Source organism: Microbacterium sp. che218 (genome assembly GCF_040436305.1).
Lineage (GTDB): Bacteria > Actinomycetota > Actinomycetes > Actinomycetales > Microbacteriaceae > Microbacterium > Microbacterium algihabitans.
On record NZ_AP031501.1, the window covers coordinates 1258846 to 1283437 of the forward strand.

At 71.3% G+C, this 24592-nt stretch carries 20 protein-coding genes; 6 read left to right on the forward strand and 14 right to left on the reverse strand.

What is annotated here, in order from left to right:
• Window positions 1-185: 185 nt before the first annotated feature.
• The 5 genes from ABXS86_RS05980 to ABXS86_RS06000 form a co-directional block, all read right to left on the reverse strand.
• Complete coding sequence (locus ABXS86_RS05980) at window positions 186-1490, reverse strand: alpha/beta hydrolase (RefSeq protein WP_353665929.1); 1305 nt, start codon at window positions 1488-1490, stop codon at window positions 186-188.
• Complete coding sequence (locus ABXS86_RS05985; RefSeq protein WP_353665930.1) at window positions 1487-3997, reverse strand: bifunctional lysylphosphatidylglycerol flippase/synthetase MprF; 2511 nt, start codon at window positions 3995-3997, stop codon at window positions 1487-1489. The genes ABXS86_RS05980 and ABXS86_RS05985 overlap by 4 nt, the downstream gene beginning before the upstream one ends.
• An 84-nt stretch (window positions 3998-4081) precedes the next feature.
• Window positions 4082-5380: a GNAT family N-acetyltransferase gene (locus ABXS86_RS05990; protein ID WP_353665931.1), complete on the reverse strand. Its 1299-nt coding sequence runs from the start codon at window positions 5378-5380 to the stop codon at window positions 4082-4084.
• Window positions 5381-5437: 57 nt separating this feature from the next.
• Window positions 5438-5680: a zf-HC2 domain-containing protein gene (locus tag ABXS86_RS05995; protein ID WP_251504411.1), complete on the reverse strand. Its 243-nt coding sequence runs from the start codon at window positions 5678-5680 to the stop codon at window positions 5438-5440.
• Window positions 5677-6360, reverse strand: a complete 684-nt coding sequence (locus ABXS86_RS06000) for a sigma-70 family RNA polymerase sigma factor (RefSeq protein WP_373459130.1) — start codon at window positions 6358-6360, stop codon at window positions 5677-5679. The genes ABXS86_RS05995 and ABXS86_RS06000 overlap by 4 nt, the downstream gene beginning before the upstream one ends.
• A 31-nt stretch (window positions 6361-6391) precedes the next feature.
• Between ABXS86_RS06000 and aroA the strand changes: the two genes are divergently transcribed.
• Genes aroA through bcp form a run of 3 tightly spaced genes read left to right on the forward strand, consistent with a single transcriptional unit; the run spans window position 6392 to window position 9267 of the window.
• On the forward strand, window positions 6392-7735 hold the full coding sequence (gene aroA / locus ABXS86_RS06005; protein ID WP_353665932.1) for a 3-phosphoshikimate 1-carboxyvinyltransferase: 1344 nt from the start codon (window positions 6392-6394) through the stop codon (window positions 7733-7735).
• 3 nt (window positions 7736-7738) lie between these two features.
• Complete coding sequence (rsgA, locus tag ABXS86_RS06010; RefSeq protein ID WP_353665933.1) at window positions 7739-8797, forward strand: ribosome small subunit-dependent GTPase A; 1059 nt, start codon at window positions 7739-7741, stop codon at window positions 8795-8797.
• Window positions 8794-9267, forward strand: a complete 474-nt coding sequence (bcp, locus tag ABXS86_RS06015) for a thioredoxin-dependent thiol peroxidase (RefSeq protein WP_353665934.1) — start codon at window positions 8794-8796, stop codon at window positions 9265-9267. Before rsgA ends, bcp begins: the two co-directional genes overlap by 4 nt.
• Before the next feature lie 55 nt (window positions 9268-9322).
• Here the strand turns inward: bcp and ABXS86_RS06020 are convergent, their stop codons facing one another.
• A complete protein-coding gene (locus tag ABXS86_RS06020; protein ID WP_307209797.1) occupies window positions 9323-9712 on the reverse strand; it encodes a histidine kinase in 390 nt (129 codons plus the stop codon).
• A 214-nt stretch (window positions 9713-9926) separates the two neighbouring features.
• On the opposite strand from ABXS86_RS06020, the gene ABXS86_RS06025 reads away from it, so the two are divergent.
• The gene (locus tag ABXS86_RS06025) at window positions 9927-10175 is read left to right on the forward strand and encodes a WhiB family transcriptional regulator (protein ID WP_013583608.1); all 249 of its coding nucleotides are present in this window, start codon (window positions 9927-9929) and stop codon (window positions 10173-10175) included.
• Window positions 10176-10322: 147 nt separating this feature from the next.
• On the opposite strand, the gene ABXS86_RS06030 is transcribed toward ABXS86_RS06025, so the two are convergent.
• Window positions 10323-11819 carry a sensor histidine kinase gene (locus ABXS86_RS06030; RefSeq protein ID WP_144828773.1) on the reverse strand — a complete coding sequence of 499 codons (1497 nt, stop codon included), beginning with the start codon at window positions 11817-11819 and terminating at the stop codon, window positions 10323-10325.
• A gap of 518 nt (window positions 11820-12337) precedes the next feature.
• Here ABXS86_RS06030 and ABXS86_RS06035 point away from each other — a divergent pair.
• Window positions 12338-12763, forward strand: coding sequence for an Rv3235 family protein (locus tag ABXS86_RS06035; RefSeq protein ID WP_307209763.1), 426 nt, complete (start codon window positions 12338-12340; stop codon window positions 12761-12763).
• 351 nt (window positions 12764-13114) lie between these two features.
• Here ABXS86_RS06035 and ABXS86_RS06040 read toward each other — a convergent pair whose 3' ends face one another.
• Both ABXS86_RS06040 and secA read right to left on the reverse strand, forming a co-directional pair.
• Window positions 13115-14341, reverse strand: coding sequence for a pyridoxal phosphate-dependent aminotransferase (locus ABXS86_RS06040; RefSeq protein ID WP_144828778.1), 1227 nt, complete (start codon window positions 14339-14341; stop codon window positions 13115-13117).
• 218 nt (window positions 14342-14559) lie between these two features.
• The gene (gene secA / locus ABXS86_RS06045) at window positions 14560-17361 is read right to left on the reverse strand and encodes a preprotein translocase subunit SecA (protein ID WP_353665935.1); all 2802 of its coding nucleotides are present in this window, start codon (window positions 17359-17361) and stop codon (window positions 14560-14562) included.
• A 183-nt stretch (window positions 17362-17544) separates the two neighbouring features.
• On the opposite strand from secA, the gene ABXS86_RS06050 reads away from it, so the two are divergent.
• A complete protein-coding gene (locus ABXS86_RS06050) occupies window positions 17545-18858 on the forward strand; it encodes a hypothetical protein (RefSeq protein WP_353665936.1) in 1314 nt (437 codons plus the stop codon).
• Window positions 18859-18945: 87 nt separating this feature from the next.
• On the opposite strand, the gene hpf is transcribed toward ABXS86_RS06050, so the two are convergent.
• The 5 genes from hpf to mtrA form a co-directional block, all read right to left on the reverse strand.
• On the reverse strand, window positions 18946-19608 hold the full coding sequence (gene hpf / locus ABXS86_RS06055; protein ID WP_353665937.1) for a ribosome hibernation-promoting factor, HPF/YfiA family: 663 nt from the start codon (window positions 19606-19608) through the stop codon (window positions 18946-18948).
• A 135-nt stretch (window positions 19609-19743) separates the two neighbouring features.
• Window positions 19744-20388: a ComF family protein gene (locus ABXS86_RS06060; RefSeq protein ID WP_353665938.1), complete on the reverse strand. Its 645-nt coding sequence runs from the start codon at window positions 20386-20388 to the stop codon at window positions 19744-19746.
• 98 nt (window positions 20389-20486) lie between these two features.
• Window positions 20487-22145, reverse strand: a complete 1659-nt coding sequence (locus ABXS86_RS06065) for an LpqB family beta-propeller domain-containing protein (protein ID WP_353665939.1) — start codon at window positions 22143-22145, stop codon at window positions 20487-20489.
• Window positions 22142-23827, reverse strand: coding sequence for an MtrAB system histidine kinase MtrB (gene mtrB, locus ABXS86_RS06070; protein ID WP_251504435.1), 1686 nt, complete (start codon window positions 23825-23827; stop codon window positions 22142-22144). Before mtrB ends, ABXS86_RS06065 begins: the two co-directional genes overlap by 4 nt.
• Before the next feature lie 7 nt (window positions 23828-23834).
• Window positions 23835-24515 carry an MtrAB system response regulator MtrA gene (gene mtrA / locus ABXS86_RS06075; RefSeq protein WP_144828821.1) on the reverse strand — a complete coding sequence of 227 codons (681 nt, stop codon included), beginning with the start codon at window positions 24513-24515 and terminating at the stop codon, window positions 23835-23837.
• Between the last annotated feature and the right edge of the window lie 77 nt (window positions 24516-24592).

Below are 24592 nucleotides of genomic sequence, written 5' to 3' on the forward strand. Positions count from 1 at the left end.
GTCGTTCCCGGATGCCGTGGTGCCGAGGTCGCGAGGCCTCGCGGGTCGCGCGCCGGAGGCCTCGCGGAACCGGCTCACCCCCGCAGAAGGGGATGAGCCGCGCCGACGTCCCCCCTCCGATGCGCATCACCGTCTCCGGGGCGCTGCATCGACCTTCCCGCGGGCAGAGCCCTTCCGCGCAGGGATCAGGAGGCCGGAGGTGCCGCGAGACCGAGCGCAGGCGCGAGTGCCGGAATGGCCCACGCGAGACCCTTGTCGAGCGCCTCGCCGGTATGGCCGGCACCGTCGACGACGTAGGTCAGCACCGTGAAGCCCGCGGCCTGCGCGGCCTCGGAGTTCGCCTGCTGCCCCGGGCCGAAGGTGGTGTCCGCGCCGCCCCAGGTGAACACCGCCGTGTGACCGGTGTAGGTCCCCGCGGGGGCGGCGGCCATGATGACGGACGGCTTGGAGGCCTGGAAGGCGTTCGCGTCACCCTTGTACACGTCGGACGTCGTCTGCGACGGGTGCTCCGACCCGGGGAACTCGTTGCCCGAGACGTCGAGCACCTGCCCCCAGATGTCGGGGTGCTTCGCCCCGTAATACGCGGCGCACGCGCCACCGTTCGAGAAGCCGCCGATGGTCCAGTAGCGGTGGTCCTGCACGATGTTGAGGTTGCTCGCCGCCCACTGCGGGACCATCTGGTTGATGTAGGTCTCCACCGCGCCGTAGGTGGCCGAGTCGGCGCACGCCGGGTCTTTCTCGGGGGCGCTCAGCTGGTCGACGACGACCGCGATCGGTGCGAGCCCGCTGTGCTGGGCGGCGAACGCGTCGAGCGCCTTCGCCAGGGCCGAGGGGTCGGGACCGCCCGGCTGCCCCATCATGAAGACGAGCAGCGGGAGCGCCGGGGGGTCGGCGACACGGGCGGCGGGCGGCAGGTAGAGCGAGGCGTCGCGCGCCGCGAACTGCCCCGTCGGGATCTTGGTCGAGCCGGTCAGCGCGCTCACCGAGCTCGTCGTGGGCATGCCGGCCGGCGGCTGCCACCGCTCGTACAGGGTCGCCGGATCGCCCGCGGCGTCGCCGCGCGGCGGCAACGAGGCCGGGTCGAGGGCCTGTACACCGAGGATCGCGGCGATGTTGTGGGTCACGCCGTATGCCGCGTTGACGCCCAGGGCTCCCGCGAGCAGCGAGGCGATCACGGTCACGATCCCGATGATGCGCCGCGCCCACGGACGGCGGCAGATGCCGACCACGCCCACCGCGGCTGCTCCGACCGCGACCGCCGCCTTCGACGCGGCACCGACCGGAAGCGGCCCTTCGAACACGCCCATCGACTCGAGCACGTGCGCGACGACGTACATCACGATGGCCGCTCCGAGGCCGATCGCGGCGGTCGTGATGAGGCGACGCGGGGCCCACAACACGATCGCGACGACGCCGAGACCCGTCACGATGGCGCAGACGGCGAGCAGGGGGCTGTCGATGAGTTCGAAGGACAGCACGAATTTGTTCACCGACGCCCCTCCCAAGCGGTGCGGGCGAGGGCGACCATCTCCCGGCGCGACGCGTCGGGCAGGTACGCCCGCCCGACCGCGGCGCCGATCGCGGGCAGCTCGAGGGGATCCCGGTAGGCCAGCGCGAGGGGGCGGTAGCGGGGGCGGAACTTGCCCTTGAAGCGGAACAGCGACGCGAACCCGTACGCCGGCTCGAGCACTTCGGCCAGCCACCGCAGCAGCGCGCGCAGCAGGGCGGGGTCGTCGTCGGCCTCTTCGTCGGGGTCGTCGGCCAGGGGGGCGCCCGACAGGCTCAGCACGACGGCGCCCTCCTGCTGCAGCTCGAGGGCGGCCTTGGCGATGAGGAACTCCATCATGCCGTTCTGGCCATCGGTGCGACGCCGCATGAAGTCGAGGGTCCAGCCGGTGATCTCCCCGTCGGTCCAGCTCGGCATCCAGCTGGTGACGGCCTCGATCCGGTCGTCGGGTCCGACGGCGAGCAGCAGCCGGACGTCGCGGTCGCGCAGCTCGTCGAGGGAGCCGAGCGTGAAGCCCATCTCCGGGAGCGCGCGGTCGGCCACCCACTCCTCGTCGATCGCCACCACCTGCGAGGCCTGCGCCACGGTGAGCTCGTTCCAGCGCGACCAGACGGCGGTGTAACCCTCGCGCTCGGCGCGGGTGAGGGGCTGACGCACCTTCTGCCAGGTCTTGCCCGCGAAGGTCAGGCCGGGGAGGTCCATGACCGTCTCGACGCCCACCGAAACGTGGCGCCAGCCGAGCGCGGCGAGGTCGTCGAGCGTGTCGGAGTGGATGCTGTAGAACGCCGGTGTCCAGTCGTGCTCGACGCAGTAGTCGGTGAAGGCGCGCAGAGCCTCGGGCCGCCGCCCCTCGGGCGCGAGGGGGTCTGCCACGGCGAGGGCCACGTCGCCGACGAGGCGGTACGCCACGGCGCACTCCCGGTCGTCGGAGTACCAGTGGCGGTTGCCCTCCCACGTGCCGAGGAACCCGAGGGTGTCGCTGCCGCGGCGCAGCAGCTCGCGATAGTGGGCCTCGTCGCCCGCATCGGGGCGCCGAGCGCGGCGGTACAGCCACAGGATCGCCGCGACCACGATCGCCCAGAACAGCACGCCGATCCACTGGTAGGCGAAGAGAGCGGGGCCCCCGTGCGGGAAGGCTCCGCCGCCGCCCGGATGCGCGAACGCCGGCGGAAGGAAGCGGCGCAGCGTCAGTCCGACCAGGTCGAGCACCGAGACCTCGCGGTCGAATGCGCGTCGCCCCACGGCTTCGACCACGAACAGGGTCGATGCGCACACGATGAAGGCGACCACGAGCGCCACGGCGACGGTGCGGGCGGCACGACGGGTCGCGCGCACCGGGAAGCGCGCACGGGCGACGTACAGTGCCGCGGCGAGCACGAGAGGGAGCACGATCGACGCCAACGCCCAGAGCACGTACTCGGCGCCGCTGCCATCGACCCACGGGTCGATGCGCAGCCGGCCGTCGAGGAGCGAGACGATCGGGAGCACGGCGGATGCCAGAAGCACCACGGTCGCCAGCACCCAGGCCGAGCGGCGCCCCTGTCGCAGGCCCCACGCGGCCACCAGCAGCAGCACGAGGGGCACGATCGCCAGGAGGGCGGGACCGGCCCCGCGGGTCATCAGCAGGGCGATCTGCTCGTCGCAGACCGAGGAGGCGACGCTCCCGCACTGCGAGAGGATCTCGTCGTCGTACTGGGTGTACGCCTCGACGACGAGCGAAAGCGGACCGCGACCCCCGCCGCTGACCAGTGCCACGATCGGACCGCTGCCCACCACGGCGACGAGCAGCGCCAGAAGCGTGCGCGTCTCACGGGTCGAGCTGCGGTGCCACGACCGGCGCTCGCGCCCGCGGGCCAGGACCGCCCCGACGAGCAGGCCGATGACGGCGGCGCTGAGGCGGTACCAGGAGTCGGCATCGCCGGCGTAGAGGGCGAACATGCCCAGCAGCGCGAAGCCGATCAGGCGCACGCGCCGACGCCAGAGGGTGGGGGCGAAAGCCGTGCCGGCCATGACGGCACCCGCGATGGCAGTGGTCGGGTCGAGCACCGGCACCTCGGCGGCCACCACGGGACGCAGGTCGGTGACCGTCCACGCGGCCGCGTGCAGGCCGATCCCGACGAGGAGTCCGCTGAAACCGATCACGAACATCAGCACCGCGGTGCGGCGCGACCCGAGCAGGCGTTCGGCGTACGCCAGCACGGTGAGGGCCAGCAGCACCGACGACGCCGCGTCGATGGACGAGTCGGGCACGACGAGGGCCGTGAGCAGCGTCCACCACCGACCACTGCCGAACGTCGCAAGGGGTCCGGCGCCCCAGACGAGGGCGTCCTCGTTCCACAGCGACCCCGTCGCGGCGGCGGCGGCGATCACGAGCACCGCGGCGCACACGGCGACGGGATTCGCGCGCACGTAACGGCGCAGGGCGGAACTCACCGCACCCAGGCGCGTGGGAGGTCGCTCCTCGGGCGGGGGCGCAGCAGTTTCGGACATCGGCGGCATCGTATTGCTGTTTCCTATGAGGGCCCAGATCAGATGACCATCATGCGCCGATAGCGGCTGCGCCCGCGACGTGGATCAGTACCAGATGTCGAGGTGCGGCGTGACGGCGGCGGTGAACGCGCGATCGATCGCCGCGCACTCGTTCATCCCCGTTTTCACCAGGCCGGCCGCCGCGAGCTCGGTGGCGCGGACTCCGCCGAGCAGCAGGGAGCCGAGCGCAGCCACGGTCATCTCCACGGCGGCATCGTCGTCGGTGGGGACGACCGCTGCCTCTCCGTCATCGCCGATCGTCACGCGCCACGTGCCGTCGGCGAGTCCGAGCGGGTCGTCGATGCGGAGCACGAGATCGAGGGGCGCGGCGTACGCGCGAGCGGCGAGCGCGGCGGGAACGTCGAGCACGCGCAGCCAGTGGTGGTCGGTCAGGGTCGCGGTGACGGCCCGGCGGTCGTCGACCATCCACTGCACGGGCGGCACCGGCTGTTGCAGCCACGCCTTCACCCGCCCGACGAGGTCGTGCTCGATCGCGAAGCGCCAGAGTGCGGCGTAGGCGTCGGCGTCGGCGGCGAAGAGCGTGCGCACCTCGAGATCGTGCGCCGAGCAGTCGTCGCGCTCGTCGATCGTGTAGACGAGGATGCCGGTCTCGATGCCCTCGGCGTCGCGGTAGACCACCGCGCGCACGCGCTCGGCCGCCTTGTCGCCGGGGGCCAGACCGGCCAGACCGCGCCAACGGCCGTCCCAGCCGGGCACTGCTCCGGGCTGACGCACCCGCACCCGCTCGTGCACGGCATGCAGGCGCTCGACGAGGGTGTCCTTCGGTACGAAGTCGAGACGCCCCGGAGCCTGCGGCCCCGTCCAGCGCGCACGCCGCGTGTCGACGACGACGTCGGAGGCCCACGCCGCGGGCGAGAAGCCCCACCGGCCGTAGATCGTCGCCTCCGTCACCGTGAGGCCCGCGAGGGCGAACCCGGCGGCCTTGGCCGTGCGCAGCTCTCCGCCGATCATGGCGCGCGCGATCCCGCGGCGCCGATGCGTCGGGGCGACGGTGACCGCGCTGATGGCCCAGAGGTCGATCATGCGACCGGGAGACGCGGTCAGCTCGGTCGCCCACGAGTCGATCGTCCCCACCGGCATGGCCGGGACGGCCCCGGCGCGATCGAAGACCCCCGTCAGACGGCGGGTGCGGAGCGTGAGCCGCGAGTTGTCGACCTCGGCATCCGTCGACTCCGCGCCGAGGAACCCGCGGCCGACGGCCTGCAGGAACGGACGGAAGTCGTCACCGTCGGCGTCGACCCGCCGGTACTCGAGACCCGAGGCGGCGAGGTCGTCGCCGGAGGTCTGGTCGAGGGGCAGCGTCAGAGTGTCGAGGGATGCCATGCCCCCAGCCTAGGGACACCGTCCGACATCGCCGGGCGACCGGCGACCGAGGCCGGGTCAGTGCGTGGCCTGAATGGCGCGCAGGCGCGAGAGCACCTGGTCGCGCAGCTCGTCGGGCGCCGTCTCTTTGCACGCCCGCGCCACCACATCGGTCAGCGTGCGCGCCACGAGGGCTTCGTCCTGGCATCCGGGGCAACTCTCGAGGTGCTCCCGAATGTCCTTCGCCTCGGTCTTGCAGACCTCGTTGCGCAGGTACTCCTCAAGGTCACGTCGCGCCTTGTCGCAGCCGCAGTCGCTCATTTCTTCTCTCCCGTCGCGGCCTTGATGCCGCGCTCCTTGGCGTAATCCGACAGCAGGTCGCGCAGCAGCCGCCGGCCGCGGTGCAGACGGCTCATGACCGTACCGATCGGGGTTTTCATGATGTCGGCGATCTCCTGGTAGGCGAAGCCCTCGACGTCGGCGAGGTACACCGCCATCCGGAAATCCTCGGGGATCGACTGCAGCGCGTCTTTGACGACGGATGCCGGCATGTGGTCGATCGCTTCGGCCTCGGCCGAACGGGCGCTGCTCGCGGTGGTCGACTCGGCTCCGCCGAGCTGCCAGTCCTCGAGGTCGTCGATCGCGCTCTGGTAGGGCTCGCGCTGCTTCTTGCGATACGTGTTGATGTACGTGTTCGTCAGGATGCGGTACAGCCACGCCTTGAGGTTCGTGCCCTGCGTGAACGTCGCCCACGAGCCGAAGGCCTTGACGAAGGTCTCCTGCACCAGATCGGCGGCGTCGGCGGGGTTGCGCGTCATGCGCATGGCCGCGGCGTAGAGCTGATCCATGAAGGGCAGGGCCTGCTCTTCGAACTGTGCGCGGGGCTCCGCCTGCGGGCCGGCGTCTGCGGTGTCGTTCATCGCGCGCCAGTCTACGTCGGGCGCGTCGACCACCACCGGGACGGCTGTCGCCGTGCGGTCGAGCTCGAGAAGTGCGGTCACGTGTCGTCCCCTTTCAGTAGGCTAGGAACCGATGACTCCCCTCGGGTATTCCCCTTCCGCAGACACTCCCCGTGGCGAATGGGACGCGCCCGTCGCACGGGGTGCGGTCGAGGCCACCGTCACCGTGCCCGGGTCGAAGTCGCTGACCAATCGCGAGCTCGTGCTCGCCGCCATCGCCGACGGGCCCGGCACGCTGCACGCGCCGCTGCACTCCGACGACTCGGCGCGCATGATCGACTCCCTGCGCGCGCTCGGTGTCGGCATCGACGAGGTCGAGACCGACTCGCCCTTCGGCCCCGATCTGCTGGTGACTCCCCCGTCGTCGTTCGCCGGCGACAGCACGGTCGACTGCGGCCAGGCCGGCACGGTCATGCGCTTCGTCGCCCCGCTCGCAGGGTTCGCCCGCGGCGACGTGCACGTCACGGCCCACGAGAGCGCCCTGCACCGACCCATGGGTGCGATGATCCGCGCCCTGCGCGATGTGGGCGTCGACATCGACGACGGCGGCCACTGGTCGCTCCCCTTCTCGGTGCGCGGGCACGGTCACGTGCGCGGCGGAGAGGTCGAGATCGACGCGAGCCAGTCGAGTCAGTTCGTCTCGGGCCTGCTGCTGGCCGCCCCCCGCTTCGACGTCGGTCTGCACCTGCGCCACGTCGGCTCGCGCCTGCCGAGCGTTCCCCACATCGACATGACCGTCGAGGCCCTCGCCCACCGCGCGGTGCACGTCGAGCGCCCCGCGCCGGGCGAGTGGATCGTGCCGGCGGGACCGGTGCGCGCGAAAGACGTCGCGATCGAGCCCGACCTCTCCAACGCCGCGCCCTTCCTGGCCGCCGCGATGGTCACGGGCGGCTCGGTCACGGTCACGGGGTGGCCCCTGCACAGCACGCAGCCGGGCGCTCTGCTGGTCGACATCCTCGCCGAGATGGGCGCTCGCGTGAGCCGCCGCGGCGGGGCGCTGACCGTGGCGGGCGGCGAAGACGGCATCGTCGGCGTCGAGCTCGACCTGTCGGCGGCCGGCGAACTGGCCCCCACGCTCTTCGGGCTCGCGGCCTTCGCCGACGGCCCCACCACGCTGCACGGCATCGGCCACATCCGCGGCCACGAGACCGACCGCATCGCCGCCCTCGTCGGCAACCTGCGCTCGCTCGGCGGCGAGGCGCACGAGCTCGACGACGGCATCCGCATCGTCCCCCGCCCGCTGCGCGCCGGCGAGTGGAAGGCTCACCACGACCACCGCCTGGCCACCACCGGCGCGCTGATCGGCCTGCGCGTGCCGGGCGTGCGCATCGACGACATCGGCACCACGGCCAAGACGCTCCCCCAGTTCGCCGCCCTGTGGCAGGCCATGCTGGGCGCGGATGCGACGGGCGACTGAGTGATGAGCTGGCTCGACGACGATGACGACGGCGACCTGGAGTTCGACGAGTCGTCGATCCGGGTCCGCCCGAACCCCAAGGCCAACCGACCGCGCACGAAGCGTCGCCCCGCCCACGCCGACGCGCAGATCGCGCGGGTGCTCGGCGTCGACCGCGGCCGCTATACAGTGCTCGTCGACGAAGACGGCCCCGACGAGCGCCGCGTGCTCGCGACACGCGCCCGCGAGCTGCGCAAGCAGCCCATCGTCAACGGCGACCGCGCCAAGGTCGTCGGCGACCTCTCCGGCGACGAGGGAACGCTCGGCCGCATCATCGGCCTCGAGGAGCGCACCTCGCTCCTTCGCCGCAGCGCCGACGACACCGATCAGGTCGAACGGGTCATCGTCGCCAACGCCGACCAGATGCTCGTCGTGGTGGCCGCGGCCGACCCCGAGCCGCGCGCGCGACTGGTCGACCGCTACCTCGTCGCAGCGCTCGACGCCGGCATCCGTCCCCTGCTCGTGGTGACCAAGACCGACCTCGCCGACCCGACCGAGTTCCTCGCGCACTTCGTCGGCATCGACCTGCGCGTGTTCACGAGTGCACAGGGAGAGATGCCGCTCGACGAGATCGGCGAGGCCCTCGCGGGGCACTCCACGGTGTTCGTCGGACACTCGGGCGTCGGCAAGTCGACGCTGGTGAACGCCCTCACGGGCTCCGAACGCGCGATCGGTCACGTCAACACGGTCACCGGTCGCGGGCGGCACACCTCGTCGTCGGCCGTCTCGCTGCGCTACCGCGGACCGGCCGGCAGCGGCTGGGTCATCGACACCCCGGGCGTGCGCTCGTTCGGCCTCGGCCACGTCGATCCCGCGCACGTGCTCGGCGCCTTCACCGACCTGGCCGCGGTGGCCGAGGAATGCCCTCGCGGCTGCACGCACCTGCCCGACGCCCCCGACTGCGCGATCATCGAGGCCGTCGAATCCGGCCGACTCGGACCGGGGGCCGCCGCGCGACTCGACTCGCTGCAGCGCCTGCTGACGACGTTCCAGGGCATCGAGCGTTCTAGGCTGGAGGGGTGACGAACCTCGAACCCGGCTCCGCCGCGCCCGACTTCACCCTGATGGACCAAGACGAGCACCCCGTATCGCTCAGCGATTTCCGCGGGCGCCGCGTCATCGTGTACTTCTACCCCGCGGCGCAGACGCCCGGGTGCACGACGCAGGCCTGCGACTTCCGCGACAGTCTCGCCTCGCTGCAGGGCGCCGGCTACACGGTGCTCGGCGTCTCGCGCGACACCCCCGAGAAGCTGCGTGCCTTCCGCGACAGCGACGGGCTCACCTTCCCGCTGCTGAGCGACCCCGACCACGCCGTGCACGAGGCCTACGGCGCATGGGGCGAGAAGCAGAACTACGGCAAGACCATCACCGGCGTGCTGCGCTCGACGTTCGTCATCGACGAAGAGGGCACCGTCGTCGAGGCCCTGGTCAACGTCAAGGCCACCGGGCACGTCGCGCGACTGCGCAAGAAGCTCGGCGTCGACGCGGCCTGAGCCACGGCATCCGGCACCCCGCCCCGCACCCGCGGTCGGCGGGGTTCCGTCGTTCTCAGGCGTCGGTGTCGGCCTCGCGGCGTCGCGGTGCGGCACCACGAACGGCGAGGAAGAGCAGCACGAGGCCGACGATCGCGGGCAGCGCGATGAGAAGGGCCACGAAGGGGGCGGCCCACTCCCCCGTGATCGCGCCGATCGCGACCGACAGGATGAGCAGCTGCGTCACGATGCCGCCCGAGCGTCCGGCCGACACGTCTCGCGCGGTCGCCACCGCGAATCCGGCGACCGCCACGGCGCCGATCACCGTGAGCACGATGAGCGCGATCGAGCTCACCGCGGAGTCGGTGTCACCGCCGATGAGGGCGACCGTCTGCCATCCGGCGAGGGCCAGGATGCCGAGGGCTTCGAGGCCCAGGAGTGCGGCTGCCGCGAGACGAACGGGCATCGGGAATGGCCTCCTCGACGCGCAGCTCCGCGCCGTTACGTTCCGGAAACCTCGCGGTTACCTCTTGATCAGGCGGAATCGCTATGGGAGCATAGAACAAGCCGTGTGCTCCCACAGCGAAGTGGGGCGAGCAATCGCTCGCGTTCCCACCAGGGTACCGGACCCGAATGCCGGTGCCGAATCGTCTGAAATTTCTGTTACAAGGAGCACCTCTATGGATTGGCGCGACAAAGCAGCCTGCCTGACCGTCGACCCCGAACTGTTCTTCCCGGTCGGCAACACCGGCCCCGCGGTCGACCAGATCGAGAAGGCCAAGTCGGTCTGCGCACGCTGCACCGTCACCGAGGTCTGCCTGCAGTACGCCCTCGAGTCCGGTCAGGACTCGGGCGTGTGGGGCGGTCTGAGCGAAGACGAGCGTCGCGCGCTCAAGCGCCGCGCCGCTCGCGCCCGCCGCGCCTCCTGACGACAGCGTCTCCGGCAGAAGCCCGCCCCTCGGGGCGGGCTTCTCCGCGTTTGGGGCTCTTTCGAGAATCCGCTCCGGGCCCGGGCGCCGTTCCGCGCGGCAAGCGCCGGCACGCGGCATCCGGAATCGGAACGGATGCCGCGGGGCTCAGGCCGACGCGCCGCCGATGTAGCGCAGCGGGATCTCGATCGTGACCTCGGTGCCGCTGCCCATGAGGGTGTGCCAGTCGATCGTGCCGCCGAGCTCGCCCTGGATGAGGGTGCGGACGATCTGCGTGCCCAGACCGCGACCGACCTGCCCCTCGGGGAGGCCGACGCCAGTGTCGCGCACGCTGACCTCGAGCATCTCGCCGTTGCGCTCCGCGGCGATCTCGACATCGCCCTCCTGACCGGCGAGCCCGTGCTCGACGGCGTTGGTCACCAGCTCCGTGAGGGCGAGCGCGAGCGGCGTCGCGAACTGGCTCGGCAGCGTGCCGAACTGACCGGTCGTGCGCGTGCGGGCGCGCGTGTTCGGGGCGGCGGCGACCTCGGCGACGAGCTTGAGCACGCGCGCGAAGACGTCGTCGAAGTCGACGTTCTGGGCGAGCCCCTCCGACAGGGTGTCGTGCACGACGGCGATCGCCGAGACGCGGCGCATCGCCTGGGTGAGGGCGTCGCGCGCCTCGTCGGAGTGGGTGCGGCGCGCCTGGATGCGCAGCAGCGAGGCGACCGTCTGCAGGTTGTTCTTGACGCGGTGGTGGATCTCGCGGATCGTCGCGTCTTTGGTGATGAGCTCCTGCTCCTGGTGGCGGATCTCGGTGACGTCGCGGCTCAGCACGATCGCGCCGATGCGCGTGCCGCGATCGCGCAGCGGAATGGTGCGCAGCGACACCTGCACGCCCCGTGCTTCCATGTCGGCGCGCCACGGTGCGCGCCCGCTCACGACCACGGGCAGCGACTCATCGACGTCCTGCCGCTTGGCCGGGAGGATGCGCGCCGTCACCTCGGCGAGCGACTCGCCCTCGAGTTCGTCGTCGAAGCCCATGCGGTTGAACGCCGAGAGGGCGTTGGGGCTGGCGAAGGTCGTGATGCCGTCGACGTCGAGACGGATCAGCCCGTCCGAGGCGCGAGGCGCTCCGCGACGCGGTGCGGTGGGGGCTGCGAGGTCGGGGAACTCGGCCGACGAGATCATGCCGAACAGGTCGTCGGCGCAGTCGTTGAAGGTGATCTGCTGACGCGAGGGGGTGCGCGTCTCACCGAGGTTGGTGTGGCGGGTGAGCACGCCGACCGTGGTGACGGCGTGGCCCTCGCGCGACAGCTCGCGCACGATCGGCACCGCGCGCACGCGCGTGGGCGTCTCTTCGAACCAGTCGGGCGACGCGGAGTCGACGATGCGTCCGCTCTGGAAGGCGTCGCGCACCTGGGTGCGCCACTGCGGTCGCACGCGGTCTCCGACGATGTCGCGGTAGAACAGCGTCGCCGCTCCCCCGGGCCGGGTGTGGGCCACCGCGACGAACGAGTCGTCGGGGGTGGGCACCCAGATGACGATGTCGGCGAACGCGAGGTCGGCGAGCAACTGCCCGTCACCCGCGAGCCGGTGCAGCCACTCGACGTCCGCCTCGCTGGAGCGGCCCTGGGCGTAGACGAGTTCACTCAGTGTCGACACCGTCTCAGTCAACCACGCCGGGTCGTCGGCGTGTGCCGACCGCGCGAGCCCGCGCGGCACTGAGATTCACCCCTCGGGCGATGGTTTTCACCCGCCGCGGCCGGGCGCCGTTCGTCTCGTGCATGTATACATGTACATGGCGGACTTCGCACGCCGTCGTCACCGATCGTCGCTCCCCCACGACGGGCGGTCGGTCCCGCCTCGGGGCACGGCGGGCCCAGCCCCGGGGCGCGGCCGCCCGCGAGGCGCGCGGGTCGCAGGTGAACTCCCCCGTCCCCCAGAACGGGGGACAAGGCGAGCGGAGAGACTCCGCCGGGTCAGGGTGGGAGCGGTTCCGCCGACTTCCTCCGCGCGGCGGTCGGCCCCCTCCCGAACCCCGTGCGCCGCGGATTCTCCCCATTCCGCCCGCTGTGGCGTGTCGTCCACAGATGACCCCGGCGAGGTCGTCGCGCCGCGCGACTCGCCTACTGTCGGCACCACCCCCCGCTCGCTGCCGCACCACAGCCCGGAGGAAATCCATGTCACCGAAGCCCGCAGCTCGCCTCACCCCGACCGCTCCATCCGACCCCGACTTCTTCGATCGGCAGCGCACCCCGACTGCCCAGCTCCCGCCGCCGGCGGTCTTCACGCGCAACGTCGCGCGAGGTGCGTTCGAGGTCCTCGCCGGAGTCCGCCGAGCGGAGCAGCTCACGCGCTGGATGTCGGAAGACGTGCTCGACCGTCTCACCACGATCAAGAACCTGTCGGCCCGCGCGCGCAGCGCCCGTCGCGTGCTCAGCCTCTACGACGTGTACGAGGTACAGCGCGTGCGCCTCTCCTCCCCCGGCGACGGCATCATCGAGGCCACGGTGACCGCCTCCGCGCGGGCGCGCACCCGCGCCCTGGCCATGCGGATCGAGGGCCTCGACGGACGCTGGCGCGTCACCTCGCTCGGCATGATGTGATCCCCGCCCCGCCGACCCGTCCGCCGCCCGCCGAGCTCCTCAGCCGTGTGGTCGGACCGGTCGGCGCTGCGGCGGGGCCTCGACCGCCCGAACCGACGCCAAGGGGCGGCGTGCCGGGCGCGGGGCCAGATCGACGCCGTGGATCGACGGGGTCACGGCATCCGGGGTCATGGCATGCGGGGCAACGTCATCCGCGTCACGGCATCCGGGGCAACGGCATCCGCGTCACGGCGTCCACGTCGCGGCATGCGGGGCACCCCATCCGCGTCACGGCATGCAGGTCACCCCGTCCGCGTCACGTCATCCGCGTCACGCCAGCCGCGTCACGGCGTCCGCGTCGCGGCATCCGCGTCACGGCCGCCAGGTCGAGAGGAAGTTGCCGAGCCGCTCGATCGCGTCGCTGATGACCCGCGCCTCGGGGAGCGTGACGATGCGCACGTGATCGGTCGCGGGCCAGTTGAAGCCCGACCCCTGCACGAGCAGCACGTGCTCGGCGACCAGGAAGTCGCGCACGAACTTGCCGTCGTCGGGGATCTCGTACACCTCGGGGTCGAAGCGCGGGAAGGCGTAGAGCGCTCCGCGCGGCATCACGCACGAGACCCCGGGGATGGCCTCGAGGCCCTCCCACGCGGCATCCCGCTGCTCGTGCAGTCGACCCGACGGGGCGATCAGCGCGTCGATCGACTGCACGCCCGACAACGCCGCCTGCACCGCGAACTGCGCGGGGACGTTGGGGCACAGGCGCGTCGAAGCCAGCAGGTTGATGCCGTGCAGGAAGCCCTGCGCGTGGTCCTTGGGTCCCGTGATCGCAAGCCACCCCGAGCGGTAGCCAGCGACGCGGTAGGTCTTGGAGAGACCGTTGAAGGTCAGGCACAGCAGGTCGGGGGCGATGGTCGCCATCGGGATGTGCACGGCCCCGTCGAACAGGATGCGGTCGTAGATCTCGTCCGACAGCAGCAGCAACGAGTGCTCGCGCGCGATCGCCGCGATCCCCTCGAGCACCTCGCGCGAATAGACCGCGCCGGTGGGGTTGTTCGGGTTGATGACCACGATCGCCTTGGTGCGCGGGGTCACCTTCGACCGGATGTCCTCCAGGTCGGGCTGCCACTCGCGCGCCTCGTCGCACAGGTAGTGCACGGGCGTTCCGCCGCCGAGGCTCGTCATAGCCGTCCACAGCGGGTAGTCGGGGGCGGGGATGAGCACCTCGTCGCCCTCGTCGAGCAGCGCCTGCATGGTCATCGTGATGAGCTCGGACACGCCGTTGCCCAGGAACACGTGGTCGGGGTCGAGGTGCGGGAAGCCGGGCTCCTGCTCGTAGCGCGACACGATCGCACGACGGGCCGACAGGATGCCGCGGCTGTCGCTGTAGCCGTGCGCGTTGGGCACCGACGCGATCATGTCGCGCACGATCTGGTGCGGGGCCTCGAAGCCGAAGATGGCGGGGTTGCCGGTGTTGAGCTTGAGGATCGCGTGCCCCTCGGCCTCCAGACGATCGGCCTCGACGAGGGCCTCTCCACGGATCTCGTAGAGGACGTCCTTCAGCTTCGATGACTGGTCGAGGGGGCGCAGCGGGCTCATCGGTTCAGGATATCCCCGCCCCTTCGGAGCCAATCGACACCCGGTGGCCCGCCCGCGGCGGAACCGTCGTGCGGATCCGGCGCCCGACACGCCGTCCCGAGGGAGTTCCCCCCAGCGCGCCGAGCTCGCGATCCGCGCGACGGCGGTCCCGCCGCACCCGAGCCCGGAAACGCCGGATGCCGCGTCCCGGGGCGGGACGCGGCATCCGGGGATCCGTCTTACTTCTTCTTCGCGGCCCGGCGATCGGCGCGGTTACCCGACGCGGCCTGCTCGGGAGCGTCGGTGCGCTGCCCGAACGCGCCGCGCGCGGCGGCGGGCGCCTCGGCGGCGGGAGCGGCGGCCGGCTGAGCCGCCTGTCGCACGCGGTTGGTCGCCGCCTGCTGCACCTGACCGCGGTCGTTGCGCACCTCGACCTCGCCGGCGTCGTTCGCCGCCGAGTACTCCAGGCGCTGGGTCTCGACGGGGGTGGGCGCCAGGCCCTTCGCCTCGACCTGCGCCGCGGGCTCGCCCTCGACCTCGCGCACCTCGACCTCGAGGTTGTAGAGGAAGCCGACCGACTCCTCTTTGATCTGCCCCATCATCGACTGGAACATCTGGTAGCCCTCGCGCTGATACTCGATGAGCGGGTCGCGCTGGGCCATGGCGCGCAGGCCGATGCCGTCCTTGAGGTAGTCCATCTCGTAGAGGTGCTCGCGCCAGCGGCGGTCGAGCACCTGCAGCACCACGCGGCGCTCGAGCTCGCGCAGCGCCTGGGCGCCGAGGGCCTTCTCGCGGTTCTCGTACGCGATGCGGGCGTCGGAGATGATCTCGCGCTTGAGCCCCTCGGGCGTGATGCGGCCCTTGCTGCCGCCCGCCTCGGCCACGACCTCGTCGATCGTGACGCTCACCGGGTACATGGTCTTCAGCTCGGTCCACAGGGCGTCGAAGTCCCACGACTCGGTGTGACCCGAGCCGGTGTGGTCGTCGATGACGGCCGTGATGGCGTCTTCGATGAAGTGCTGCACGCGGTCGGCGATGTCGTCGCCCTGGAGCATGTGACGGCGGTCGGCGTAGATCGCCTCGCGCTGGCGGTTCAGCACGTCGTCGTACTTCAGGACGTTCTTGCGCATCTCGGCATTGCGCGCCTCGACCTGCGACTGCGCGCTCTTGATCGCGCGCGAGACGAGGCCCGACTCGATAGCGACGTCGTCGGGGAAGTTGGTCCGCGCGAGGATCGCCTCGGCCGCCCCCGACTGGAACAGACGCATGAGGTCGTCGGTGAGCGATAGGTAGAAGCGGCTCTCGCCGGGGTCGCCCTGACGGCCGGAGCGACCGCGCAGCTGGTTGTCGATGCGGCGCGACTCGTGGCGCTCGGTGCCGAGCACATAGAGGCCACCGGCCTCGACGACCTTCGCGGCCTCTTCGGCGACGACGTCGCGCGTGCCCTGGTAGACCGAGTCCCACTCGGACTCGTAGGCCTCGGGCGTCTCGACGGGGTCGAGGTTCTTCGCCTTCATCTCCTGCACGGCGAGGAACTCGGCGTTTCCACCGAGCATGATGTCGGTTCCACGGCCGGCCATGTTGGTGGCGACGGTGACGGCGCCCAGGCGACCGGCGCGGGCGACGATCTCGGCCTCGCGCGCGTGGTTCTTGGCGTTGAGCACCTCGTGGCGCACGCCCTTCTTCGCGAGCAGGCGTGAGAGGTACTCGCTCTTCTCGACGCTCGTGGTGCCTACGAGGACGGGCTGGCCCTTCTCGTGACGCTCGACGATGTCTTCGACGACCTGCGCGAACTTGGCCGTCTCGTTCTTGTAGACGAGGTCGGACTGATCCTTGCGGATCATCGGCTTGTTCGTGGGGATGGGCACCACGCCGAGCTTGTAGGTCGACATGAACTCGGCCGCCTCGGTCTCGGCGGTACCGGTCATGCCCGAGAGCTTCTCGTACAGGCGGAAGTAGTTCTGCAGCGTGACGGTGGCCAGGGTCTGGTTCTCGGCCTTGACCGGCACGTTCTCCTTCGCCTCGATGGCCTGGTGGATGCCCTCGTTGTAGCGACGGCCCACGAGGATGCGACCGGTGTGCTCGTCGACGATCATGACCTCGTCGTTCATCACGACGTAGTCGGTGTCGCGCTTGAACAGCGCGATCGCCTTGATCGAGTTGTTGAGGAACGAGATCAGCGGGGTGTTGGCCGACTCGTACAGGTTGTCGATGCCGAGGTAGTCCTCGACCTTCTCGATGCCGGGCTCGAGCACGCCGATCGTGCGCTTCTTCTCGTCGACCTCGTAGTCGACCCCGGCCTCGAGGGTGCGGGCGAGCTTGGCGAACTCCGCGAACCAGCGGTTGGCTTCACCGGATGCCGGGCCCGAGATGATCAGCGGGGTGCGGGCCTCGTCGATGAGGATCGAGTCGACCTCGTCGACGATCGCGTAGAAGTGACCGCGCTGCACGAGGTCTTCCTTGCGCCAGGCCATGTTGTCGCGCAGGTAGTCGAAACCGAACTCGTTGTTCGTGCCGTAGCTGATGTCGGCCTCGTACTGCTGGCGGCGCACCTCGGGGGTCTGACCGGCCACGACGGTGCCCGTGGTCATGCCCAGCGCGCGGTAGACGCGACCCATCAGCTCGGACTGGTAGCTCGCGAGGAAGTCGTTGACCGTGATGACGTGAACGCCCTGGCCCGCGATCGCGTTGAGGTAGGCCGGCAGGGCCGCGGTCAGGGTCTTGCCCTCACCGGTCTTCATCTCGGCGATGTTGCCGAGGTGCAGGGCCGCGCCGCCCATGATCTGCACGTCGTAGGGACGCTGACCGAGCGTGCGCTTGGCCGCCTCGCGCACGGCCGCGAACGCCTCGGGCATGAGCTGGTCGAGCGTCTCGCCGGCTTCGTAGCGGGCGCGCAGCTCGACGGTCTCGTTGCGCAGCTCGTCGTCGGTGAGCTGCTCGTAGTCCTCTTCGAGCGCTCCGGTCGCCTTCACGACGCCCTGCAGTCGGCGCAGGATGCGGCCCTCGCCGGCACGCAGCAGTTTCTCGAGCGGATTGGCCACGAGCATCTCCATCTGGTCGGGTGCGGTGTCCGTACGGACACCGGCCTGCGAACAGGCATACATTGCCCATGTTATCCGTGTTACCCGTTCGTGACCTGCGAGCAGGCCGCAATCCGAAAGAGCCGCTCGCGCCCGCAGCGAACACACGGCTGGGGGCGGGAAACACCGGCTTAGGATCGAGCCATGGCCGGTTTCTGGGGCAAGAGGAAGCGCGAAGAACAAGACGCGGCGGATGCCGACCTGGCACGCCGAGCGGAACTCGCGATCGTCGCGGCTGACGAACGTGTGCGCCTCACCTCGGATGAGCTCGATTTCGCCCGTGCCGAGCTCGGCGACAAGGCCACGGAAGACCTGGCGGCGGCCCTCGAGTCGGTGCGGACGCACCTCGCCGAAGCGTTCCGGCTGCACCAGCTGAACCACGACGAGATCCCCGACACCAAAGAAGAGCTGCGCACGCGCAACGCGCGCATCATCCAGCTCTCGGAGTGGGCCGAAGACCTGCTCGAAGAGCGCACCCAGGTGCTGCAGCCCAAGATCGACGCCGTGCGACGCGCCCCCGAGATCCTCGCCCGCGTCCGCGCCGACCGCGACCGCCTCGCCGAGCGCATCCCGAACGCCCGCGAGGTCGTGGATCGCCTCTCGCGGCGGTACAGCGACTCCGCCCTCTCGCAGATCGGCGGCAACCCGGAAGAGATCGAGCAGCTGCTCGACTTCGCCGTGCACACCGCCTCGGTCTCCGAGCGCCGTCGCGACGCCGGTCAGCGCGAGCAGGCGTCCGTCGCCCTCGAGGCCGCGACCGAGGCCGTGCGCCGGGCCGAATCGCTCCTCGACGCCGTGGACACCTTCGAGATCGAAGCGCTGCGCGCCGAGTCGACCCTCGCCGCCGTCGTCGACGACTCGCGCAACGACCTCATCGAAGCGCGACGCGGCCCGCAGACCCCCGTCGTCACCCGGGCGATGGCGACGCTGCAGCAGGCGTTGACCACCCTGCCGGCATCCGGAACGCGAAGCGACCCCTTCGCGGCCCTGTCGTCGCTGCGCCAGGCGAACGCCGACCTCGACCTCGCGCGCGAGCGCGCCGCCCGGCCGGTGCCCTCCCAGGATCAGGTCGACCACGCCATCGACGATGCCGATCGGCAGATCGCCGTCGCGCGCGGCCTCATCACCGGTCACCGCGGCTGGATCGGCGCCGACGCCCGCACGCGCTTCGTCGAGGCGGAGCGACTGCGCGCCGGACTCCCCCTCGGCCCCATCTCCGAGGACGACCGCGAGACGGCCCTCGCCACCGCGCGTCGCGCCGGCTCCCTGGCATCCGAGGCCCTGCAGATCGCCCAGCGCGACATCGAGCAGTCACGACCCGACGACTGGGGCGGCAACGGCTACGGCCGGGGCGGCGGCTACGGCCGCGGGGGCGGCATGGGCGGCGGCAACATGGTCGGCGGCATGCTCGGCGGCCTCGTGATCGGATCGCTCCTCGGCGACATCTTCGACGGCTGACCCTCGGCGCGACGAACGCGCCGCGCGCAGCACGAAACGACGACGCCCCCGACCTTCCGGCCAGGGGCGTCGTGTCGTGGGTACAGGTCAGGAAGCGACCGGCACGGCAGGCTGAGCCTGCGTCGCCAGCTCGATCACGCCGTAGTCCCAGCCTTTGCGGCGGTAGACGACGCTGGGGTGATCGGTGCGCGCGTCGATGAACAGGAAGAAGTCGTGGCCGACCAGTTCCATGCGGTCGACCGCGTCTTCGACGGTCATCCATTCCGCCTCGAACTCCTTCTGGCGGATCACGACCGGGCAGTAGTCCTCTTCGTCGGCCGTGTCGGCCTGCACCGGCACCGAGCCGGTCGCGACCGCGCGCAGCACCTCGACCGAGGCGGGTTCGACGTCGATGCCCGCGATCTCTCCGGTGCCCTTCTCGAACTTCGCGCCGCGCGGGTGGTTGCGCAGATCGACGCGCTTGTCCTTCGCGCGGCGCACCTGCTCCGAGATCTTGTCGACAGCGAGGTCGAGAGCGGCGAACTTGTCGGCGTCGGTGGCCTCAGCCCGCACGACGGGGCCCTTGCCGTCGAGGGTGAGCTCGACCGTATCGTCTTCCATTCGTCCGTTGCGATAGGAGCGATGCGTCACCTTGACCTCGAGCGCCTGCGCACGCGGCGCCAGGTGCTCGATGCGGCTGACCTTCTCTTCGACCACCGAGCGGAAACGATCGGTGATACCGACTCCCACGCCGACGATGTTGGTGTCCATCCGTGACCTCCTTGTTCCGGGTTCCGCCCGGTCTAAGGGCGGAACGTCCGTCGCCTTCAGTCATCCTTACGCTAGTGCGCGGCCACCCTCATGTCACGTTGCAATCACCCCTGATTCATCTTCCGGCTCACCGATTCATCCCGCATCGCCGTGATGACGCGGCGTGGCCGCCAGGGTGACCGCGATCACGCGATCGGCCCCCGCCGCGCGCAGCGCCCGTGCCGCCTCGACGAGGGTCGCCCCCGTGGTCACGACGTCGTCGACGACCACGACGGTGCCCGTCACGGGGCGCGCCCTCAGGGCCCCCTCGAGGTTGCGCCGGCGCGCGTGACGGCCCAGCCCGCGCTGATCGAGCGTCGATCGCTGCAGGTGGAGCAGCCGCTGCGTGCGCCACCCCGCTCGGGCGACCAGCAGGTCGACGGGTCGGTAGCCCCGTCGCCGGAACGCCGCGCGGGATCCGGGCACGCTCGTCACCCGCGCGCCGACCGGGACCGCGGCGCGCAGCGCGACGTCGAGGGCGGGTGCGAGGGCCCGCGCGAGGCCGGTGCGACCGTCCTCCTTCAGCGCGCGGATGGTGCGCGCGACCACACCGTCGAAGGGCAGGGCCGAGGTGACGGTGAGGCCGGGGGCCAGCGGGCGCCGAACGCAGCGCGGGGCGAGGGCGTCGCGGCATCCGGAGCAGAGGGACACGTCGATCGCGTCGCATCCCGCGCACGAGACCGGCAACCAGAACGTCAGGGCGTCGCCGAAGGCTGCGGCGACGACGGAGGCGAGGGGCATTCCCCCACGCTGGCCGACACGGCACGGACGCACCGCCCGCTCACCCCCGTTCGGGGAGGGAACGGCGGAACACACCGCTGGGGAGGAGGGGTCGGCCGCTACGAGGTCGTGCCCTGCTGACCCGCCAGCACCCGGATGCCGGTGGCCACCAGGGTCCACGAGCTGCCGCGACGGCTGTACAGACGACCGGAGTCGTCGAGGACGCGAACGCTCGTGCTGCCGGCCGCCAGCGTGCGCGCGCCGTCCGGCGCGGCCGACTCGGTTCCGCGCCCTCCGACGTTGAGCTCGCGCAGCAGGCTGCCCCCGTCGACCGCGACGAGCACGCCGACGCTGGTGTCGTCGAGCCACGCGAGGTCGAACGCCCCCTGCTGCGAGAACGACAGCACGTGCGGGGCACCGAGGGTGACCTCGCCGCCCTCGCGCTCGATGCCGGCGACCCACACCTCGCGGGTCCCCGAGACCGTCACGATCGCCGCGACCCGCGTGCCGTCGCGCGAGATCTGCATCGCGGTGATCTCCGACGCGTCGGGCCAGGCGTTGCCCACCTGGCGCGGCACTCCTTCGGCGGTGATCACGCGCACCTGGTTCGGCGCGTTCGACGGCACGCTCCAGATGGCGCCCTCGGCGTCGATCGAGGGCGCGATGAGTCCGGGACGATCGTCGAGGAGGAAGGTCTGCCCGTCGGCGAGGGCGCTGGCCACCGGCCCCTGCTGGGTGCGCACCGCCGCGAGAGACCGATCGGCCTCGAGCTCGACGGCCGTCGGGGCCAGCGACTCCACGGCGTCGGAGAGGCCGTCGATCGCCTCGACGGTGTCGCCGGTGAGCGAGCCGAACAGCCCCGCGGTGGTCAGCACCGCCGGCGAAGGATCGACGCGGGTGACGCGCACCGGCACCTCGGAGGCGGTGACGGGAGTGCCCTCGACCGTCATCTGCACGTCGCTGATGCCGGCCGTAACGAGGCTGCGGGCGAGCTGCGTTTGCATCCGGTCGAGCGTCGTGCGGTCCAGGCTCAACGCCGCGGGGGGCAGCTGCACCTGGGCGACGCCGCTCGAGGAGAGCGTGACGGAGCGGCCCACCAGCGACAGTTCGTCGGGGAAGGCCGAGCGCACGGCTCCGGCGAGCCACGGACTCGGTCGGCCGTCGACGAGGGCGGTCGCGACGCGGCTGGCGACGAACCCGCGGGGGAACCACCGCACGTCGGGCACGATGAAGCTCCACGTCGGGTCGAAGTAGGCGATCGAGGCCGACTGGTAGACGGTCGGGAACACCTCTTCGTAGAGCACCACGCCGTCGGGGGCCGCGGTGATGCGCCACTGCCCGTCGATCTGGGTGAGGGCGAACGCGAGGTTGACGGCGGTCCCGGATGCCGCGGGCGCATACGCGCCGGAAGAGTCGACGGATGCCACGGTGGCGAGCGACACCGTGACCCCGGTGCCGTCGTCGGTGGCCGTGGCGCGGCGGTCGGCGAGACGGTCGATGGTCACGCTCGCGCGCGGATCCCACTGGGTGCCGGGCGCGAGGAACGTCTTCGCGGTCGCCCAGTCGTCGGCGGGGCCGGAACCGGCGCGCAGGAACCCCTCGACGATGTCGGCGGGCGCGGCGTCGTCCTGCGGGCCGTCGGGGACGAACGCGAACGCCTGGGTGTCGTCGGTCTGCGGGCCGCGACCCGGGTTGACGTATCCCGAGGTCGGCAGCCCCGTGCACGCGGCGAGCGCAAGCACGAGGGTCAGGCTGACGAGGGCGAGAGCGCGCCTCACGGGGTCCTCCTCACGCCGGGTCGGGTGGAGATCGGCTGGGTCAGTCCCAGCGCCTCCAGGGCGCCGCCCTGCTCGTCGTCGGGGACGAGGGGCAGCGGCGAACTGCTCACGGGCTTGCCGTCGCGCGGCAGGGTCAACACGAAGTTGGAGCCGCGGCCCGGCTCGGACCACACCGCCAGCGTGCCGCCGTGCAGACGCGCGTCGCCGAGGGCGATCGACAGGCCCAGGCCCGTTCCGCCGATGGTGCGCACGCGCGAGGGGTCGGCGCGCCAGAAGCGGTCGAACACCCGCTCGACGTCGTCGGCGGTCATGCCCAGGCCGAAGTCGCGCACGCCCAAGGCCACGGCATCCCGATCGCTGTCGACCGACACCACGATGGGGCGCCCCTCGCCATGCTCGATGGCGTTGCCGAGGAGGTTGCGCACGATGCGGCGCACGCGGCGCGCGTCCATCTCGACCGGCGTGTAGCCGCCGGGTGCGACGAGCCGCACGTCGGAGCCGTGGCCCTCGGCCAGCTGCTCCATCGAGTCGATGACGTCTTCGGCCAGGTGCGCGAGGCTCGTGGCCTCGAGCTCGAGCTGCACGGACCCCGCGTCATACCGGCTGATCTCGAGCAGGTCGGTCAGCAGCACCTCGAAGCGCTGCACCTGGGCGTGCAGGAGCTCGGCGGCGCGACCCGTGGCGGGATCGAACTCCGCGCGCTGATCGTTGATCATGTCGGCGGCCAGGCGGATCGTCGTCAGCGGAGTCCGCAGCTCGTGCGACACGTCGGACACGAAGCGCTGCTGCACGAGCGACAGGTCGGCGAGCTCCTTGATCTGCTGCTCGATGCTGTCGGCCATGGCGTTGAACGAGCGGTTCAGCGTCGCCAGCTCGTCTTCTCCGCGCACGGGCAACCGCACCCCGAGGTCGCCCGCCGCGAGCTTGGCGCTGGTCTCGGCGGCATCCGCGATCGGCGTCGTCACCGAGCGCAGCACGAACCACGCGATCGCCCCGATCAACAGCACCAGCACGAGACCCACGACCCACAGCAGCACCTGCACGAACGCGAGGGTCTGCGAGGCGCTGGTGAGGTCGTACCCCATGTACAACTCGTACGAATCGACGCCGTCTTCGGCCGGGAAGCGCAGTTGATGGCCGACGAGGATACCGGGGACCTCGCGGCCGTTGTCGGTGGGCAGGGCGACCGACTGCCACCACTGCAGGTCGGGGCTCGACTGCACCTGCGTGCGCATCGCCTCGGTGACCATGCTCGACTGGAACGCGGGAGAGATGAACGGCTGCGGAGCCAGCGGCGAGGGCGGCCCGATGCGGTAGAGCGCGATCAGGTCGCTCGAGGACTGCTGCGAGAGCCGGGTCGCGATGCCGTTCATCAGCGTCTGCGCCGCGGCCGGATCGGTGGAGTCCACGGCCGCATCGAGAGTAGCCTGGGCCGCCGCGGTCGCGCGCTGGGCCTCGAGGAGCACCTGGTCCTTGCGGGCGGTGAAGAGCTCGTTCTGGATGACGAGGGCCATCGCCACGCACGTGACGAGGATGGTCGCCGCCGTCAGCGTGACGGTGATCACGATCGTGCGGAAGCGCAGCGATCGGCGCCACAGCGTGGCGAAGCGGTCGCGCAGCGACCTCCAGTCGCGCAGCGACAGTCGCCTCGGCGGCGGCAGGGTCCGCACCGCGCCGGTCATGGCCCGCTCAGGCCACCGCGCCGGCGCGGTAGCCCACGCCGCGCACGGTGGTCACGATCCGCGGGTTGTCGGGATCGGCCTCGATCTTGGCGCGGAGGCGCTGCACGTGCACATTGACCAGGCGGGTGTCGGCCTTGTAGTGGTAGCCCCACACCTGCTCGAGCAGCATCTCGCGCGAGAACACCTGCTGGGGCTTCTCGGCGAGCGCGACGAGCAGCTCGAACTCGAGGGGTGTGAGCGCGATCGGGCTGTCGCCGCGCCGCACCTCGTGGGCGGCGACGTCGACGACGAGGTCTCCGATCCGGAGCGTCTCATCGACCGCGGCCTGCGTCGGACGCAGGCGCGTGCGGATGCGCGCCACGAGCTCCTTCGGGTTGAAGGGCTTCATGATGTAGTCGTCGGCACCCGACTCGAGCCCCTTGACCACGTCGGCGGTGTCGGTGCGGGCCGTCAGCATGATGATCGGCACGCCGGACTCGGCCCGCACGCGCGTGCAGATCTCGATGCCGTCGACGCCGGGGAGCATGAGGTCGAGCAGGATCAGGTCGGGACGCTCGGTGCGCCAGGCGTCGACCGCCTGGGCTCCGTCGGCGCAGAACACCGTGTCGAATCCCTCGGTGCGCAGCACGATGCCGATCATCTCGGCCAGTGCGGTGTCATCGTCGACGACCAGGATCCGTGAAGTCATTCGGGTGTACGTCTTCCGTCTCGAAACCCGCTCGGGGACGGGCACAACGCCCCGGGTGGGGGCACGTCGTATCGAGA